The following is a 16,237-nucleotide window of genomic DNA, read 5'->3' as shown; positions in this document are numbered from 1 at the left end:
GGGACATGACATGACCATCACCCGCCATCACGGCACCGGACGCATGAGCCGGATCGTCGAACACAACGACACCGTCTACCTTTGCGGCCAGGTCGGCACGCGCGGCGACAGCGTCACACGCCAGACCGAAGAGACGCTGGCCAAGGTCGAGGCGCTGCTGGCCGAGGCCGGCTCGGACAAGGATCACATCCTGCAGGCCATCATCTGGCTCTCGGACATGGCGCATTTCGCCGAGATGAACGCGGTCTGGGATGCCTGGGTCACGGACGGCTGCGAGCCGGCACGCGCCTGCGGCGAGGCAAAACTCGCCAGCCCCGAGCTCTTTGTCGAGATCATCGTGACGGCGGCCAAGCGCGGGTCCTAAGGCAGGCGGCGTTTCATCTGTCACTTTGGATCCACCAGTTCACACGCCGTCCCGCGGGGTGGCGCATCGCGCCGCCCGTTTTGCCGGAGGCAAACCTACGGTTTGGCGGGGGCGGGTCATGCCGAAGGCATGCCTTCGGCATGACGCGGCATGACGGTGCCCGTCAGGCGGGTGCTTGGGATGAGGCGAGGTGTATCTGGCCTAAAGTTACGAAATCCAGAAAGGCCACCACTAGAGCCATCCCAGCGCGCCCGGCAGCCACAGACTGAGCCCCGGGATGAGGATCAGGATCACCAGCCGCACCACGTCCGCGAGCAGGAACGGGATCACGCCCTTGAAGATCTTGGACAGCGGGAGGTCATCGGCCATCGAGTGCAGGACAAAGACGTTGATGCCGATGGGCGGCGTGATCATGCCCAGCTCGATCACCACGATGTTCACGACGCCCCACCAGATCGGGTCGTACCCCATCGAGATCACAAGCGGATAGACAAATGGCAGCGTCAGCACCATCGCCGCGATGGTGTCAAAGATCGACCCGAGCACGATGTAGAAAAGCGTGAGCGCAAAGATGACGGCAAGGGGCGGCAGGCCAAGGCTCTCGATCCAGGCCACCGTCGCCGCCGGCAGCCCCGAGAGCGTGGCAAAGTAGGAAAAGACAGACGCGCCGATGATGATGACAAAGATCAGCCCGGTGTTCGACGCCGTGTCTCCAAGGCAGCTGAGAAAGCGCGGCGTGTTCAGACGCCGCCGCCCGAGCGCGAGGAGCAGCGCCAAGCAGGCGCCCACCGCCGCCGCTTCGGTCACGGTAAAGATACCCGAGTAGATGCCACCCGACACGGCCACCGCCAAAAGCAGCACCGCCCAGCTGGCCCGCGTCGTGCGCCAGCGCTCGGTCCAGTCGGTCTTGGGTCCCACCGGGCCAAGGTCCGGGTAGAGCCGCATCGTGATCGAGATCGCCACAAAGTAAAAGACGACCGCCAGGATCCCCGGGATCACCGCCGCGAGAAAGAGCGCGATGATCGAGTTCTCCGTCAGGATCGCATAGAGGATCATCACCACCGAGGGCGGCACGATCATGCCCAGCGTGCCGCCGGACGCGATGGCGCCCGAGGCGAGCGACCGCGAGTAGCCCCGCTCGATCATCTCCGGCAGCGCAATGCGCACCATCGTCGCCGCAGTGGCGACCGACGAGCCGCAGACGGCGCCGAAGCCCGCACAGGCGCCGATGGTCGCGTAGATCAGCCCGCCCTTGCGGTGGCCGAGCCAGGCGTAGGCCAACCGGTAGAGCTCCCCGGACAAGCCGCCGACATTGGCAAGGTTGCCCATCAATAGGAACATGGCGATCACCGCCAGCCCCTCGGCCGAGATGGCAGAGGCCGGCTCCGTGCCAAGCAGCGTCAGCGCCGGTCCGAACCCGATGATGAGGCCGGTGCCGACCACGCCGACAACGCCCATGGCGATGCCGACAGGCACCTGCATCAGGATCAGCACGAACATGGCGACCAGGCCGGCGGTGCCGACGACAAAGGGATCTGCGACCACTTACGCGACCTCGGACGATTTCTTGAGTTGCATGTGGGGCGGGGGATGCCCGGTGACGACCGTGCGCATCCAGGCATAGGTCACGTAGACCTGCACGGGGATGCAGAGCGCCATGATGATGGTCGTGATGACCCAGGCAGGCGCAAGCGGCAGCGAAATGGTGCGCGTCGTGCGCCCCGCGTCGGCGTACTTGCCCGTCAGCTCCACGAACTGCCAGACAAGGACCGCGAAAAAGGCCAGCACGATGAGGCCGGCAATGGCCTCGAGCACGGCGGTGACGCGCGGCCCGGCGAGCTCACCGATCACGCGCACCGTGATGTTGCTCTGCCGCAGGAGGCCCGCGGAAAAGCAGCTGGAGATGACGATCGGATAGACCAGCTCTCCGTAGTCGCTGAAGCCCGACAGACGCGGAATGCCCAGGTAGCGTGCCGCGCCGTCGTAAAAGGTCAGGAACGCGATGCAGACCAGCCCGAAGAACCCGGCAAGGGCGACGGACTGCGTGATGCGGTCGAGCCGCCGCGCCAGCGCCGCGCTGGCCTCAGGCGCCTGCACCGCGCTCCCGGCCATCAGCTGTTGCCCCGGTGCTCGGCCAGCGCCGCCATGGCCGCGTCATAGACCGCCTGGCCGTTCGGTGTGTTGTCGATCCACCACTGGTGCACCGCCTGCGCGCGTTCGCCGTAGGCGTCCATCTCCGCGCCGCTCGGCCCGTCGAGCCCGATCCGGCCCTCGGCCGAGACATCCGCCACGATCGCTTCACCCGCGCCAAGGTAGGCTTCGGCGCCCATCTCGGCCATGGCCATGCCGCCGTGCTTCATCACCGCATCCTGAGCGGCGGGCGTCAGGCTGTTCCACTTGTCCTCGTTCATGAGCAGCAGGAAGGGGATCACGCCGACCGGCACCTTGTACTCCTGCGAGATCAGCGGCAGCGTCTTGAACGTGCGCAGGCCCGACCAGCTCTGGATGACACCGTCGATGGTGCCGCGGTTGAGCGCCTCGTTCATCTCGCCCGAGCTCAGCGTCTGCGGTGCCGCGCCAAAGGTCTCGAGAAAGTTCGCATGCACCGGCCCGACCGAGCGCAGCTTCTTGCCCGAGATGTCATCGAGGCTCTCGATCGGCTCGGCCATGTAGATGCCGTTCGGCTCGGTGGTGAAAAAGCCGACCAGATGCACTCCGTCGAGACCCGAGATCAGGCCCTGCTCGTGCAGCTTCCAGCCGACGACCGACGCCTCTTCGGCGGATTCGAAAAGGAACGGCAGCTCAAAGAGGCTCAGCTCCGGGAACTGGCCAGCCGTGTACCCGGGCAGCACCCAGGTGACGTCCGCCACCCCGTTCTGCACCAGATCGAACTGGGCAAACGGGCTCTTGCCGAGCGTGCCGCCCCAGAACCCCTGCATGCGCACGTCGCCCGTTTCAGCCGAGACGGCCTCCATCCAGGGCTTGATGACCTTGGCCACGCCCACCGATTGCTCGGGGACAAAGGCGCCGACCTTCACGAGGTCCTGCGCCGCCGCCGGCAGCGCCATCGCGGCGAGCGCCGTAAAGGCCAGTGCGTTCTTTCTTAGAAATCCCATGGGTCTTCCTCCTGTGGTATGTCGTGGCGCCCTAGGCGCGCCCGAGCGGGCGCAGGGGCGGTGGGGTTTTGGGAATCGTCGTCGTCTTGGCTTCGGTGTAGAAATCGGCGCAGGCCCGACCGCCCTCGCGCCAGACGCCGGAGGCGCCGTAGCCGCCAAAGGGCGCGCGCAGCTCGCGCATCATGGGCGTGTTGACCCACAGAACGCCGGCCCGCAGCCGGTCCGTGACAGACATGACCGTGGGCAGGTGATCGGACCAGACATAGGCGACGAGGCCGAACTCCGTCGCGTTGGCCATCGCGGCCGCCTCATCCGCCGTGTAAAACGGCAGGAAGGTGCCGAACGGGCCGAAGATCTCCTCCTGCGCCACGCGCGTGTCGTTCGAGGGGGCGGTGACCGCCGTGGGGCTGACGTAGTAGCCCTCCCCGAGGTCCGCGCGCCGCGCGCCGCCCGTCAAGAGCGTGCCTCCATCCGCCTCGGCAATGCCGACATACGAGAGCACCCGCTCCATATGCGCCTGCGAGGCGAGCGGGCCGATCTCGGTGGTGTCCGACATCGGATCCCCCACGACGATCCGCCCGGCTCGCTCGACAAAGGCTCCGACAAAGTCGTCAAAGATCGACCGCTCGACGAGGATGCGCGAGCCGGCCAGGCACTGCTGCCCGTTGTTGGAAAAGATGCCGAGGAGCGCGCCGTCGAGCGCCCGCTCGAGGTCGGCAGACGCAAAGATGATGTTGGCCGACTTGCCGCCCAGCTCCATCGTGCAGGGGGTCAGGTTGCGCCCCGCCGCCGACATGATGTGCCGTCCCGTCTCGGTGCCGCCGGTAAAGCTGACGCGGTCCACGCGGCTGTCGGCCACGAGGGCCGCGCCTGTGACGGTGCCGCGCCCATTGACGAGGTTCAGAACGCCCTCTGGCAAAACCTCGCTCAAGAGCTCCACCATGCGCGCGATGGCAAGCGGCGTCTGCTCGGAGGGTTTGAGCACGCAGGTATTGCCGAACGCAAGCGCCGCCGCGACCTTCATCGAGGCCAGCGCAACGGGCGCGTTCCACGGCGCGATGAGCGCGGCGACGCCTGCCGGCTCGAGGCTGACCGTGGTCAGGTACCCGTCCGCCTGGTCATACCGTGCGCCCGCCTGCTGCAGGATGAAGTCCGCGAAAAAGCCAAAGTTGTAGGCCGCGCGCCGGACGTGGCGGTCCCGCAGCTCACGCAGCACCAACCCCGTGTTCAGGCACTCCAGCCGCGCCAGCGCGTCGGCATTGTCGAGGATCACTTGCTGGCACGTGCGCAGCACCGCCGCGCGCGCCTCGGTCCCCAGCCGCGGCCAGGGCCCGGCGTCAAAGGCACGGCGCGCGGCGCCCACGGCCTCTGCCACCGCCTCGGGACCGTCTTCGGTCAGGACCGTGACCTGCGCGCCCGTGCCCGGGTAAAAGACCGGCAGGTCGACCCCGCCACCCGAACTGGCCTTGCCTGCGACGAGCCCTCCGATGCGGTCAGGCGCGGTGGTGGGAAGCGCGAACCCGTGTGTCATGCAATAAAGCTCCCGCCGTTGATATGCAAAGTCTGCCCGGTCACGTAGGCCGCGTCCGGCCCCATCAGGAACGCCATCGGACCGGCCACGTCCGCCGGCTGGGCAATGCGCCCCAGCGGGACCTGCGCGCCGTAGGCATCGACGTCGATCCGCGTCTCGCGCGCCTCGTCCGAACGCCCCGTGCCGCCCCGCAGAAAAGCCGTGTCGACCGCCGACGGCGCCACGGTGTTCACCCGCACATCCGGCGCAAGCTCCAACGCAAGCTGCCGGCCCAGCGCCGCAACGCCAGCCTTGGCCACGGCATAGGCGCCATAGCCGGGGCGCGGAAAATGCCCCAGCCCCGACCCCGTCAGGACCAACGCGCCGCCCGGACGCGCCATATGCGGCAACACGGCCTGTATCAGCGTGTAGGTTCCCGTCAGATTGCCCGCGATCACCTCGTCCCACGCCGCATCCGGCCCGGCAGCAAGCGGCGCCTTGGGACCCACGAACCCCGGCAGCATCGCAGCCGCGGCAAAGCCTCCGTCAGGAGCAAGCGCCGCCACGGCCTCCGCACAGCTCGCGGGATCGCCCGCATCCAGCGCGCGGCTCGCGCACGCCGGAGGGTGCTTCTCAAGCGATGCCGCGAGGTCAAAGACCACATGCGCCTGCCCCCGCGCCTCGCAGAGCGCGCACAGCGCCCGGCCAATGCCGCCCGCCCCGCCAAAGATCGCCCAGACGCCGCTCATGCCACGGCCGCCGCTGCGCGCGCGAGCCCGTCGAACATCGACGATTTGGCCAGAAACGCCCGCGCCCGCGCCGGATCGCCCGCAATCGCCTTGAGCTCAGCAAGATGTGCGGCCCGCGCCTCGGGATCGACGGTGTTCATGCGCTTTCGGTTGGCGTCGGCCTGTGCAAGGATCTCCTCGGCGGCCACCGGACGGCGCTGCGCGTCATACCGCGCAAGCTGCGTGCCCGGCGCCGCGCCGCCAGCGATCGCGACAAGAGCCTCGGCCAGCGCCATGGCGTCGTGCACACCTCCGTTCATGCCCATCCCGCCCTTGGGCGAGTTGAGATGCGCCGCGTCTCCGGCCAGCACGAGGCGGCCCTGCCAATAGGTGTCAACGATCCGGCGATGGACCCTGTAGACCCGCTTTTCGTGGATCTGGATCGGCGGGTGACCCGGCAAAAGCTCATCGACCCGCGCCTGGATGGCGGCATCTTCGAGCGCGTCCTCGGCGCTTTCCCCGGCACGGGGGTGCAGCGAGATGCGCCAGAGATCAGGCAGCCGCAACAGCGAGAAAGTCCCGCGCGGCTCCCAGATGTAGTTCACACCCGACAGCCCATCGATATGCGCCTCGAAGGGGAAGTCGGTGGTCGCAAGGATGGTGTTCTCAGGGTAGGTCTCGCCTGAAAAGCTGAGGCCGGCGGCCTTGCGCACGATGCTGCGCGCCCCGTCGCAACCGACGACAAAACTGCCTTCGATACGGCTGCCGGCGACCTCGAGCCAGGCGGAGCCGTCCTGCTGACCCACCTGTGAAACCTGTGCACCGAAGTGCACGCAGCCGCCCGGCAAACGCGCAAGGAGGGCGTCGCAGAGCCGCGCCTGCCTGCACTGCAAGCGGTAGGGATGCGCCGTACGGTCCGAGAGCACGCCAAGGTCAAAGACCGCGCGCGCGCCCGTGTCATGCATGCGGATCTGCCAGCTGGGCGTGATCCGACCCGCAGCGATCAGCTCGGCCGTGATGCCACTGGCGTCGAACATGTCGAGCGTCGGCGGATGAAAGGTCGAGGCGCGCAGCTGGTCCGGGATGCCGGGCTCGGCCTCGAAGACCTGCACCGGAAGGCCCGCTGAACTCAGCCGCCACGCCAGCGTCAACCCCACGGGGCCGGCACCCACGATGAGCACGGGCTTCACCGTGCCCTCATCGAGACAAGGCGCGCGGCAGGGCGCAGGATCGAGCGGGCAGCATTTGACATGTGGATATATTTCTATATCTTTTTCTCGAAAGTCAAAAACAAAAGACACACCCCAAACGCATGTCCCAGAAAACCCTTGCCGCGCTCCGGCCCGAGCGGACCGCCCTTTTGATCGTGGACCTACAGAACGACTTTCTGGATGCCGAGGGCGCCTATGGCCGCGCGGGCCAGTCGTCGGAGGCCATCCTCGCCCTGCCCGAGCGGGTGGCGCCGCTGGCAAAGGCGCTGCGCGCCGCGGGCGGCAGTGTCATCTCCACCCAGTTCACGCTGGTGCCGGGACCAGATGGCGCGCCGCTGATCTCGCCGCATCTCAAGCTGCTGCGCCCCTTCCTCGGCACGGGCGACTTTGCGCCCGGTGCCTGGGGGCACGCGCTTGTCGATACCCTTCAGCCCGCCGACTACACCGTTGAAAAGGTGGCCTATTCCGCATTCTACATGACGCGCCTCGAATGGCTGATCCGCAAGACAGGCATCGAGACCCTGCTGGTGTGCGGCATCGTCACGAACGGCGGTGTGGCGGCCACCGTGCGCGACGCGCATGTGCGCGATATCCCGTGTGTCGTCCTCGAAGACGGCTGCGCCGCCTTTTCGGCAGAGCGCCACGACGCCGCCATCTCGGACCTGTCGAGCGTGGGGCAAATCGCGCAGATCGCGGATGCCCTGGCCGCGCTGAGGCCAACCGACTGAACACACCACACGCAGAGGGGGAGCCCGCAGATGGCGGCACAATCTGACTACGGCACAGCCGGCCTGATCGGGATGCTGACCCCGCAGGCCAACACAACCGTCGAGCCTGAATTCTGGGCGCTGATGCCTAGAAACTGGTCAATGATCAACGCGCGCCTGACCAGCGACAAGGACACGATCGAAGACCGGCTCGTGGACTACACGACCAAGTTCTCGGACGTAGCGGCGGAATTTGCCAACGCCCCGATCAGCGTGCTGGCGGCTGGCTGCACCGGCGCCTCCTACTTGATCGGCAGAGAGCGCGAGCAGGAGCTGATGGCAGAGCTCTCGGCGGCGCATGGCGTGCCTTGCTACACCGCCGCCTGGGCGACGATCGAGGCGCTGCGTGTGTTGGGCGCGAAAAAGATCGGGCTCATCTCCCCCTACCCCAAGGCGCTCAACGACAAGTGCGATCCCTACTGGGAGAGCTTTGGGTTCGAGGTGGTGGCCAAGACCGGGCCGGACCTCGAGGCCGCCAAGTTTCACCCGATCTACGCGATGAAGGGCAAGGCGACGCTTGGCGCATTGCGCGAGTTGCAGGACGCCGAGTGTGACGTGATCGCGATGCTCGGGACCGGCATGGCCACGCTCGAGCCGATGGTCGCGGTCAAGGGCTGGGACGGTCCGATCCCGCTGTCGTGCAACGTGGCTCTGATCTGGGCGCTGGTGGAGGCAAACGCCGGGCGTCCGCTCACGCGCGAAAGCCTCATGCCCTGGATCGAAACGGACATTTGGGCGGAGCGCTACCGCACGCTCTTTCCCGAAGCCGCAACCCCTGCCGCATCGGACGCGGCATGAGTCTCGACACCGAAGTTCTGGTCGTCGGGGGTGGCCCGGTTGGGCTGACCCTAGGGATAGACCTGTCGCACCGCGGGCGCAGCTCGATCGTCCTCGAGACCCGAAAGGACGCCACCCAGCACCCCAAGGCGACGCTGCTGGGTGCGCGCTCGATGGAAATCTACCGCCGCTGGGGGCTGACCGACGCGATCTTTGACGCCGCGCTGCCGGCGGACATCAATTACTGGATCATCTTTTGCACCCGTCTCGCCGGACACGAGCTGGCGCGATTCGCCTCGCCCTCCATCAACGAAGTGCGGGACCGGCCCGAGGGGTCAGAGGAAAAGTGGCGCGAGCTGCAATGGTCCCCCTACGGCAAGACGCAGATCGGCCAGCAGGCGCTCGAGCCGATCCTGATCGACGCCGCCCGCGCCGCCCCGCACACGGACCTGCGTCACGGGCAGCGGCATCTGTCGTTCGAGGATCGCGGCGACCACGTCGTCTCCACGGTCGAGGATGTGGACACGGGCGCGACACACGAAATCACCTCGCGCTATCTTGTGGGATGTGACGGGGGCGGCAGCCGCGTGCGCAAGGCGCTTGGCATCCCCTTTGGCGGGCGCGGGCCCTGGCGGTCGAACGTGAGCCTCTATTTCCGCGCGCCGGACTTCCTCGAGACGCACGGCAAGGGTGTGGGCAACCTCTATTTTGTCTTTGCGCCCGATGCCTTTGGCGTCTTTACGGGGATCAACGGGCGCGATCTGTGGAACTACCAGCTCTACTTTCTCGATCCGGCCAAGGAGACGCGCGAGATCGACGCCGAGGCCGTGCTGCACCGCGCCGTCGGCAAGCCGTTCGAGTTCGAGCTGTTGCAGGTCACGCACTGGCAGCACCACCAGTCAGTCGCGCACCGCTGGCGCGACGGCAACGTCTTTCTCGCCGGAGATGCGGCGCACCTCTTTGCGCCCACGGGCGGGGTGGGCATGAACACCGGGATCGGCGATGCCTGCGATTTGTCGTGGAAGCTCGATGCCGTGCTTGCCGGTTGGGGCGGGGACGCGCTGCTGGGCAGCTACGAGGCCGAACGCCGGCCCGTGGCGTGGCGGAACTCGCAGCGCTCGATGACCAATTCGGACACGATCGACTTTGTGATGGGCCAGGTCACGAACCACATCGAGGACGCCACACCCGGAGGTGAGGCCGCCCGCGCGCGGCTGACAGAGAATGTGCGCTGGATGGCGCGTCAGTTCAACTCGGCGGGCGCCCATATCGGGCACCGCTACGCCGCCTCCCCGATCACGGTGCCGGATGGCAGCATCGAGCCGCCCGACGACTTTGCCCGTGTGGTGCAGTCGACATGGCCCGGCTCGCGCGCGCCGCATGTGTGGCTGTCCAAAGGCGTGTCCACGCTCGATTGGTACGGCGCAAGCCATGTGCTGGTGGTGCTGGACGAAGGGTGCGGCAGCGACGCGAAGGCGATGCTGTCAGCCCTCCGTACGGCTGAGGTGCCGTGTACATTGCAATCCTGCGATCATGCCGAGGTGCGCGCCGCCTACGAGACGCCGATGGTGCTGGTGCGCCCGGACGGCCATGTCGCCTGGCGCGGCGCTGACAAGCCGGACGACCTGACGGCATGGGTGGCTCGTCTGACTGGACACGCAGCTACGGTTTGAGTTGAGCGCCACGGATCCTAAAGCACTATGAACGGACACTCACGCGCCGTCCCGCGGGGTGGCGCAATCGCGCCGCCCGTTTTGCCGGAGGCAAACCTTTAATTTGACGGGGGCGGGTCATGCCGGAGGCATGCTTTTGGCATGACGCGGCCTGACGGTGCCCGTCAGGCGGGTTCTCTGATTTAGGCTACAAGCGTGGGATTTAAGGTCGCAGATGTGAGCTAACGCGATCGCCAGGCGATATTACCCCACATCCGGCACCGCATAGACCCAAGGCCGGGCCGCGCGATCTGCGGCCTCGAACGCATCGAGGAGCGGCGCCTCTTCGAGCGTCACGTCGATCGGGCTGTGGCCCTTGATCAGCATGTCCCGCTGCGCGCCGGGCAGCGCAAATGGCACCTCACGGCCAGCGCCCGTCACAACCATCTGCTCCAGATCGATGCTGACAGGACGCGCCTGCGGGTCTGCCTCGACCCAGGACGCCAACGTTTCCAGCTCTCCGGCCTCCAGCGCGACCGGCACGACGCCGTTGGCCACGCAATTGTCAAAGAAAATGCCGCCAAAGCTCTCGGCGATGAGCGCGCGGAACCCGTAGTCGCGCAGCGCCCAGACGGCGTGTTCGCGCGAGGAGCCGCAGCCAAAGTTGCGCCCCGAAAGCAGCACGCTCGCTCCGGCAAACCGCGGCTGGTTCAGCACAAAGTCTGGATCAGGCGTCCGCCCCTCGAGGTAGCGCAACCCGGCAAAGAGCCCGTCCGCGAGCCCGACCTTGGAGACGCGCCGCATCTCGCGCGAGGGGATGATCGCATCCGTGTTCACGTTGTCCTCGGGCAGGATCGCGCAGATGCCGGTGTGTGTGCTGAGCCCCGCGCTCATCTTCAGACCTCGCCCGACACGAGCGCTTTCGCCGCGCGCACGTCCGCGAGCGCGCCCTGCACGGCGCTCCAGGCGACCGTTTCGGGGCTGGCGATGTGCGTGCGCACGCCCGGCCCTTGCCGGCCCTCGAAATTGCGATTGGTGGAGGACACGACACGGGTGCCGGGCGCAAAGGTCTCTCCGCCCGCGTAAAAGCACATCGCGCAGCCGGCCTCCTGCCAGTCAAAGCCTGCGTCGCGAAAGACCCGGTCCAGCCCCTCGGCCTCTGCCGCCGCCTTGACGGCAGTCGAGCCGGGCACGCAGACCGCCGTGACCCCGCGCGCCACACGCCGCCCGCGCAGGATGCCGGCGGCGCGGCGCAAGTCCTCGATCCGGCTGTTGGTGCACGACCCGATAAAGGCGCCGGCGACCGGCAACCCCGCAAGCTGTGCGCCCGGCGCAAGCCCCATGTAGTCGAGCGCCCTCCGCGCGGTCTCACCCTCGGGCTCCGGCACGCTGCCGTCGATGCGCACGGCCTGCTCGGGGCTGGTCCCCCAGGTCACCGTCGGTGCAACGCCGCCCACATCGAGCACGATCTCACGGTCAAAGACTGCACCGGGGTCCGTTGCGAGGCTCTTCCAGTGGGCGCAGGCTGCCTCCCACGCCGCGCCGCGCGGCGCGAAGGGACGGCCCTTGAGGTAATCGAAGGTCCGCGCATCCGCACTGATGACCCCGGTGAAGGCGCCGAACTCGACCGCCATGTTGCAGAGGGTGAGCCGCTCTTCGATGGCCATGTCGGAGACCACGGGTCCGGCGAATTCGACGGCATAGCCCCGCCCTCCCGCGGCGCCATGGGCCGAGATCAACGCAAGCGCGATGTCCTTGGCCGTCACACCCTCGGGGCGGGTACCGCTGAGCCAGACGCGCATCGTCTTTTGCGGCGCGATGCGCAGCGTGCGCGTCGCCAGAGCGTGCTCGCAATCCGTCGATCCGATCCCCCAGGCCAGCGCGCCGAGCCCGCCGAGCGTACAGGTGTGGCTGTCGGGGCAGACCATCGTGATCCCGGGCAGCGCGATGCCCTGCTCCGGGGCGATCACATGCACGATGCCCTGCCGCCGGTCGCGCGTGTCGAAAAGGCGCAATCCCAGCGCGCGCGTGGTGTCGCGCATCGCCTCGATAAAGACCGCTCCGCCGGGCGCACGCGCCGCGTCGCGCTGGCCGGGCCGGGTCGAGACGATGTGATCGATGGTGGCAAACACCATCTCCGGGTCCCGGATCGCCCGCCCCTCGTCGCGCATGTTGGTGAGCGCGATGGAGCCCGTCCGCTCGTGCAGCATGATCCGGTCGATCCAGATCAGCGCGCTGCCATCCTCGTAGGTCTTGACGGTGTGCAGCGCGCGCAGCTTTTCAATGGCCGTCCGCGCGCGTGTCATTCCGCCGCGCTCTTGGCGGCGCTGGCCTCTGCCGCCCGTGCCAGATCGCGCAGCACGCCCTCGGTGTGCTGGCCTGGCCGGGCAAGGTCGCGGCGCACCTCGGCGCGCCTGCCATCGACCTCGATCGGCAGCGCCGGGAGAGAGACGATTTCCCCTGTGTCCGGCAGCGTCAGATCGACCAGCCCATTTGCTTTGAGGTGCACGTCACCGGCCAGGTCCTCCGGCCGGCGGATCGGCGCAAAGGGCAGCCCGACCTCGCCGAGGCGCGCCTCGAGCGCCGCCGTTGTCATTGCGCCAAACACGGACCGCAGCGCGGGGATGATCTGATCGCGCTTGGCGACCCGGCCCTTGTTGCTGGCCATCGCGGGATCGGCGCCCCAGGCGTCGAACCCGAAGGCCGCGCAGAACGCCTGCCACTGCCCGTCGCTCACGACGCCGACAAAGATCTGGCCGTCCGCAGCCTCGAACACATCGTAGACGGCCCAAGCGGAAATCCGTTCGGGCATCGGCGGCGCCGGTTGGCCCGTGACCGCGTGCTGCGCCATGTGCTGCCCGACGAGAAACGCCGTCGCCTCGTAGAGCGCGGAGGCCACATGCGCCCCCTCCCCGGTCCTGCCCTTGCGATGCAGCGCACCGAGAATGCCGATCACGCCGAACATGGCGCCAATGATGTCGATCACCGAGGCGCCCGCGCGCAATGGACGTCCCGTCGGTCCGGTCATGTAGGCAAGACCGCCCATCATCTGCGCAACCTCGTCAAGCGCCGTGCGCTCTTCGTAAGGGCCGCTGAGGAACCCCTTGCAGGAATGGTAGATGATCTGCGGATTGAGCGCCTTAGCATCGGCAGGTCCCAGCCCCAACCGCTCCATCGCGCCGGGGCGGAAATTCTCGATGACGACGTCTGCGCCGCGGATCAGATCGCAGGCAGCCTGCTTGCCCGCCTCGGACTTCATGTCGAGCACGATGGACCGCTTGTTGCGGTTGAACATCGCGAAATAGCCCGCGCCCGATCCCGGCAGGTCGCGCGTCTTGTCCCCGCCCGGCGGCTCGACCTTGATGACCTCCGCGCCCAGGTCCGCGAGGATCATGCCCGCGGTCGGCCCCATGACCATGTGGGAGAACTCGATCACACGCACGCCGCCCAGAAGGTTCATAAAAGCTCTCTTTGATCGCCCCGGAGTATTTGTTATATAAGCATACCAAAGGCGCATTCAAAGGAAAATCATGCCCGACCCCGTTCTGATCAGCGAAGTCGGCCCGCGCGACGGGCTGCAAAGCATCGACCGCGTCATGCCACTCGAGGCCAAGATCGACTGGATCACCGCCGAGGCCGCCGCCGGCGTGCGCGAGATCGAGGTCGGCTCCTTCGTCAACTACCGCGCCATGCCGCAGATGGCCGACACCGCCGCACTTGTGGAGGCGGCCTGCCGGATCGACGGCCTTGCCGTGGCTGTCCTTGTCCCGAACCTCACCGGCGCGCGCGCCGCGCTGAAGTCGGGCGCGCACAAGCTGTCGCTGCCGCTCTCGGCGTCCGAGACGCATTCGCAGCGCAACGTGAACCGCAGCCATGCGCAGGTGCTCGAGGAGATCGCGCAGATCCGCGCCGCCGTCGACGCCGTCCCCGAAGAGACGCGCCCGCATTTCGAGGTGGGGATCGCCACCGCCTTCGGCTGCTCGATCGAGGGTGCGGTGCCGGAGGCCAAGGTCGTACAGCTTGCAGAGGCGGCGCTCGCCGCGGGCGCGGCGGAGGTCGGCCTCTCGGACACCACGGGCTACGCGAACCCTGCGATGATCCGCGCACGCATCCGCGCGGTGCGCGCCGCCGTCGGCGACAAGCTGACCGGGGTGCATCTGCACAACACCCGCGGGCTCGGGCTTGCCAACGCGCTTGCCGCGCTCGACGAGGGGATCCGCACCCTCGATGCCTCGCTCGGCGGTCTGGGTGGCTGCCCCGCGGCACCCGGCGCAAGCGGCAACATCGTGACCGAGGACCTGGCCTTCATGCTCGACGCCATGGGGTTCGAGACCGGGATCGACCTCGACCGGCTTGCCCGGACGCGCGAGATCCTGGCGCGCGCCCTGCCCGGCGAGCCGCTCTACGGATTTCTGGCCGACGCAGGCGTGCCGCTCGGGCATGGCAGCCAAACGCAGGACGCAGCATGAGCCCGAACGACCGCACCGCCGTAGACCCCGCCAGCGCAACGCCGCTCTACCACCAGATTTACCTGCTCTTCCGGCAAAAGATGCTGAACGGCGAGCTGGTGCGCGGCGACCGGCTCCCGTCCGAAGAGCAGGTCAGCGAGATGTTCTCCGTCTCGCGGATCACCTCCAAGCGCGCGATGAACGAGCTCGCGGCCGAGGGCCTCGTCACCCGCACCCGCGGGCGCGGGACCGTCGTGTCGGACACCATCGTGCAGGCCCCCGTCAGCGCCGAGCTTGGCGGGCTGATGGAGAACCTCTTGGCCATCAGCTCGTCCACGACGGTGGGGGTGATCTCGCTCGACTACGTCAAGGCGCCCGAGCGCATCGCGCAGACGATGGGTGTCGTGGCCGGCACCACGGTGCAGCGCGTCGAGCGCTACCGCGACTACAAGGGCGCGCGGTTCTCGCACATCCTGTCGTATATCCCGGCGCATATCGGGCGCAGCTTTACCCAGTCCGACCTGACCAGGAAGCCGATCCTCGAGCTGATCGAGGCGGCAGGCCACGTCGTGACCTCCGCCGAGCAACGGGTGACGGCCACCCTCGCGGATCCCTACCTGGCGGACCGGCTGCAAACCTCCATCGGGGCGCCCCTGCTCAAGATCACGCGCACCGTGCGGGACCAGGACGACGTGCCGATCCAGCATATCGAGGTGCACTACCTGCCCGAAGCCTACGCGCTTACGATGAACCTCAAACGCAAGACCGACACGGTCAGCGGCAAGAACCTGTGGGTGTCGAAAGAGAGCTGAGCGGCACGCGTTCAGAACGCGGCGCTGACGGCGGCGCCCGGATTTACCGAAGCGCGATCTTCGCCAAGCAACCGGCGCACTCAGGGCCGAGTGCCGCCGGCCCTTAACCGCTTGGCTTGGATGTCAACGGCGCATGGTCAAATACGTCAGCATCGAGTCGATGTGATGGTCCCTGAGGTGACGGACCGGGAAGTGGTCCTCAAGATCGTCAAAGCTGGTGAACATCTCGCGCGACAGCGAAAGCGTCACGATGGGCCCGAAGAGGAGGTGAAAGAACCCCTGCTTGTCGACCTGCCGGAACGCCCCGCGCGCGATGCCGTCCTCGACCATGCGCCACAGGATGTCCTGTTGCCGGGCGATATACTGGCTGTGAAACGAGCGGGCGACCTTGGGAAAGGCGCGCGAGACTTCGGCGATCAGCGGTGACATGCGCCCCATCGGGGAATTGATCGACACGTCGTACAGCACCCCCATCGCCGCGCGCAGCCGCGAAACCGGATCGAGCGCTTTGTCCGCTTCGAGCACGCGAAGCGTTTCGAGCGCCGCTGCGTAGCCGTGGGTCACACAGGCGATAAACAGCGCCTCCTTGCCGTCGAAATGGTGATAGAGGCTGGCCTTGGTGATGTTGCAGGCCGCGGCGACCTTGCTCATCGAGGTGGCGGCAAACCCGTTCGCCAAAAAGAGTTCCGTCGAAATCCGGGTGATCTCGTCCCTGCGGCTGCTGCCCGCTCCCGGGTCTGCGCCGCCGGCCGCGCCGGAGTTCGCAGCAAAAAAATCAGATTTCATTCTTGACCCCTCCCGAGCCGCGTCTAGTTCCCAACCGAACGGTCGGTTAGTGACATAGGAGCCCGC

Annotated in this window: 16 protein-coding genes; 6 read left to right on the top strand and 10 right to left on the bottom strand. The window is 67.4% G+C overall.

Features of this window, described 5'->3' with window-relative positions; genetic code table 11:
• The first annotated feature begins 10 nt into the window (after window positions 1-10).
• A complete protein-coding gene (locus tag ACU0B3_RS16805) occupies window positions 11-364 on the top strand; it encodes a RidA family protein (protein WP_446262032.1) in 354 nt (117 codons plus the stop codon).
• Window positions 365-595: 231 nt separating this feature from the next.
• On the opposite strand, the gene ACU0B3_RS16800 is transcribed toward ACU0B3_RS16805, so the two are convergent.
• Genes ACU0B3_RS16800 through ACU0B3_RS16775 form a run of 6 tightly spaced genes read right to left on the bottom strand, consistent with a single transcriptional unit; the run spans window position 596 to window position 6,908 of the window.
• The gene (locus tag ACU0B3_RS16800) at window positions 596-1,909 is read right to left on the bottom strand and encodes a TRAP transporter large permease (RefSeq protein ID WP_446262031.1); all 1,314 of its coding nucleotides are present in this window, start codon (window positions 1,907-1,909) and stop codon (window positions 596-598) included.
• On the bottom strand, window positions 1,910-2,476 hold the full coding sequence (locus tag ACU0B3_RS16795) for a TRAP transporter small permease (protein ID WP_446262030.1): 567 nt from the start codon (window positions 2,474-2,476) through the stop codon (window positions 1,910-1,912). It lies immediately after the preceding gene.
• Window positions 2,476-3,480 (bottom strand): TRAP transporter substrate-binding protein, encoded by a 1,005-nt coding sequence (locus ACU0B3_RS16790; protein ID WP_446262029.1) that lies wholly within the window; start codon window positions 3,478-3,480, stop codon window positions 2,476-2,478. The genes ACU0B3_RS16795 and ACU0B3_RS16790 overlap by 1 nt, the downstream gene beginning before the upstream one ends.
• 31 nt (window positions 3,481-3,511) lie before the next feature.
• A complete protein-coding gene (locus tag ACU0B3_RS16785) occupies window positions 3,512-5,011 on the bottom strand; it encodes an aldehyde dehydrogenase family protein (protein ID WP_446262028.1) in 1,500 nt (499 codons plus the stop codon).
• Window positions 5,008-5,739: an SDR family NAD(P)-dependent oxidoreductase gene (locus ACU0B3_RS16780; protein ID WP_446262027.1), complete on the bottom strand. Its 732-nt coding sequence runs from the start codon at window positions 5,737-5,739 to the stop codon at window positions 5,008-5,010. The genes ACU0B3_RS16785 and ACU0B3_RS16780 overlap by 4 nt, the downstream gene beginning before the upstream one ends.
• Complete coding sequence (locus ACU0B3_RS16775; protein ID WP_446262026.1) at window positions 5,736-6,908, bottom strand: FAD-dependent oxidoreductase; 1,173 nt, start codon at window positions 6,906-6,908, stop codon at window positions 5,736-5,738. Before ACU0B3_RS16775 ends, ACU0B3_RS16780 begins: the two co-directional genes overlap by 4 nt.
• A gap of 122 nt (window positions 6,909-7,030) precedes the next feature.
• Here ACU0B3_RS16775 and ACU0B3_RS16770 point away from each other — a divergent pair, with 122 nt between their 5' ends.
• From ACU0B3_RS16770 to ACU0B3_RS16760, 3 genes are read left to right on the top strand one after another with little or no spacing between them, the layout of a single operon-like run.
• Window positions 7,031-7,657: a cysteine hydrolase gene (locus ACU0B3_RS16770; protein ID WP_446262025.1), complete on the top strand. Its 627-nt coding sequence runs from the start codon at window positions 7,031-7,033 to the stop codon at window positions 7,655-7,657.
• A 30-nt stretch (window positions 7,658-7,687) separates the two neighbouring features.
• Window positions 7,688-8,494, top strand: coding sequence for a maleate cis-trans isomerase family protein (locus tag ACU0B3_RS16765; protein WP_446262024.1), 807 nt, complete (start codon window positions 7,688-7,690; stop codon window positions 8,492-8,494).
• Window positions 8,491-10,146: an FAD-dependent monooxygenase gene (locus ACU0B3_RS16760; protein WP_446262023.1), complete on the top strand. Its 1,656-nt coding sequence runs from the start codon at window positions 8,491-8,493 to the stop codon at window positions 10,144-10,146. Before ACU0B3_RS16765 ends, ACU0B3_RS16760 begins: the two co-directional genes overlap by 4 nt.
• 243 nt (window positions 10,147-10,389) lie before the next feature.
• Here ACU0B3_RS16760 and leuD read toward each other — a convergent pair whose 3' ends face one another.
• The 3 genes from leuD to ACU0B3_RS16745 are packed head-to-tail and all read right to left on the bottom strand — an operon-like array spanning window position 10,390 to window position 13,585.
• The gene (gene leuD, locus ACU0B3_RS16755; RefSeq protein ID WP_446262022.1) at window positions 10,390-11,019 is read right to left on the bottom strand and encodes a 3-isopropylmalate dehydratase small subunit; all 630 of its coding nucleotides are present in this window, start codon (window positions 11,017-11,019) and stop codon (window positions 10,390-10,392) included.
• 2 nt (window positions 11,020-11,021) lie between these two features.
• Entirely contained in the window at window positions 11,022-12,431 is a 1,410-nt protein-coding gene (locus ACU0B3_RS16750; RefSeq protein ID WP_446262021.1) for a 3-isopropylmalate dehydratase large subunit, read from the bottom strand.
• Window positions 12,428-13,585: a CaiB/BaiF CoA transferase family protein gene (locus tag ACU0B3_RS16745; protein ID WP_446262020.1), complete on the bottom strand. Its 1,158-nt coding sequence runs from the start codon at window positions 13,583-13,585 to the stop codon at window positions 12,428-12,430. The genes ACU0B3_RS16750 and ACU0B3_RS16745 overlap by 4 nt, the downstream gene beginning before the upstream one ends.
• A gap of 70 nt (window positions 13,586-13,655) precedes the next feature.
• On the opposite strand from ACU0B3_RS16745, the gene ACU0B3_RS16740 reads away from it, so the two are divergent.
• Window positions 13,656-14,594, top strand: coding sequence for a hydroxymethylglutaryl-CoA lyase (locus tag ACU0B3_RS16740; protein WP_446262019.1), 939 nt, complete (start codon window positions 13,656-13,658; stop codon window positions 14,592-14,594).
• On the top strand, window positions 14,591-15,385 hold the full coding sequence (locus ACU0B3_RS16735; RefSeq protein WP_446262018.1) for a GntR family transcriptional regulator: 795 nt from the start codon (window positions 14,591-14,593) through the stop codon (window positions 15,383-15,385). The genes ACU0B3_RS16740 and ACU0B3_RS16735 overlap by 4 nt, the downstream gene beginning before the upstream one ends.
• 123 nt (window positions 15,386-15,508) lie before the next feature.
• On the opposite strand, the gene ACU0B3_RS16730 is transcribed toward ACU0B3_RS16735, so the two are convergent.
• Entirely contained in the window at window positions 15,509-16,171 is a 663-nt protein-coding gene (locus ACU0B3_RS16730; RefSeq protein WP_446262017.1) for a TetR/AcrR family transcriptional regulator, read from the bottom strand.
• Window positions 16,172-16,237: the final 66 nt, after the last annotated feature.

The sequence above is a fragment of the Pseudaestuariivita sp. genome (assembly GCF_052825805.1).
This window is presented reverse-complemented; position numbering and strand designations above follow the sequence as displayed.

Coding starts and splice junctions, on each gene's coding strand:
- ACU0B3_RS16760 (WP_446262023.1), top strand. CDS start 8,491: ATGAGTCTCGACACCGAAGTTCTGGTCGTCGGGGGTGGCCCGGTTGGG.
- ACU0B3_RS16750 (WP_446262021.1), bottom strand. CDS start 12,431: ATGACACGCGCGCGGACGGCCATTGAAAAGCTGCGCGCGCTGCACACC.
- ACU0B3_RS16795 (WP_446262030.1), bottom strand. CDS start 2,476: ATGGCCGGGAGCGCGGTGCAGGCGCCTGAGGCCAGCGCGGCGCTGGCG.
- ACU0B3_RS16730 (WP_446262017.1), bottom strand. CDS start 16,171: ATGAAATCTGATTTTTTTGCTGCGAACTCCGGCGCGGCCGGCGGCGCA.
- leuD (WP_446262022.1), bottom strand. CDS start 11,019: ATGAGCGCGGGGCTCAGCACACACACCGGCATCTGCGCGATCCTGCCC.
- ACU0B3_RS16745 (WP_446262020.1), bottom strand. CDS start 13,585: ATGAACCTTCTGGGCGGCGTGCGTGTGATCGAGTTCTCCCACATGGTC.
- ACU0B3_RS16765 (WP_446262024.1), top strand. CDS start 7,688: ATGGCGGCACAATCTGACTACGGCACAGCCGGCCTGATCGGGATGCTG.
- ACU0B3_RS16785 (WP_446262028.1), bottom strand. CDS start 5,011: ATGACACACGGGTTCGCGCTTCCCACCACCGCGCCTGACCGCATCGGA.
- ACU0B3_RS16770 (WP_446262025.1), top strand. CDS start 7,031: ATGTCCCAGAAAACCCTTGCCGCGCTCCGGCCCGAGCGGACCGCCCTT.
- ACU0B3_RS16790 (WP_446262029.1), bottom strand. CDS start 3,480: ATGGGATTTCTAAGAAAGAACGCACTGGCCTTTACGGCGCTCGCCGCG.
- ACU0B3_RS16780 (WP_446262027.1), bottom strand. CDS start 5,739: ATGAGCGGCGTCTGGGCGATCTTTGGCGGGGCGGGCGGCATTGGCCGG.
- ACU0B3_RS16735 (WP_446262018.1), top strand. CDS start 14,591: ATGAGCCCGAACGACCGCACCGCCGTAGACCCCGCCAGCGCAACGCCG.
- ACU0B3_RS16805 (WP_446262032.1), top strand. CDS start 11: ATGACCATCACCCGCCATCACGGCACCGGACGCATGAGCCGGATCGTC.
- ACU0B3_RS16740 (WP_446262019.1), top strand. CDS start 13,656: ATGCCCGACCCCGTTCTGATCAGCGAAGTCGGCCCGCGCGACGGGCTG.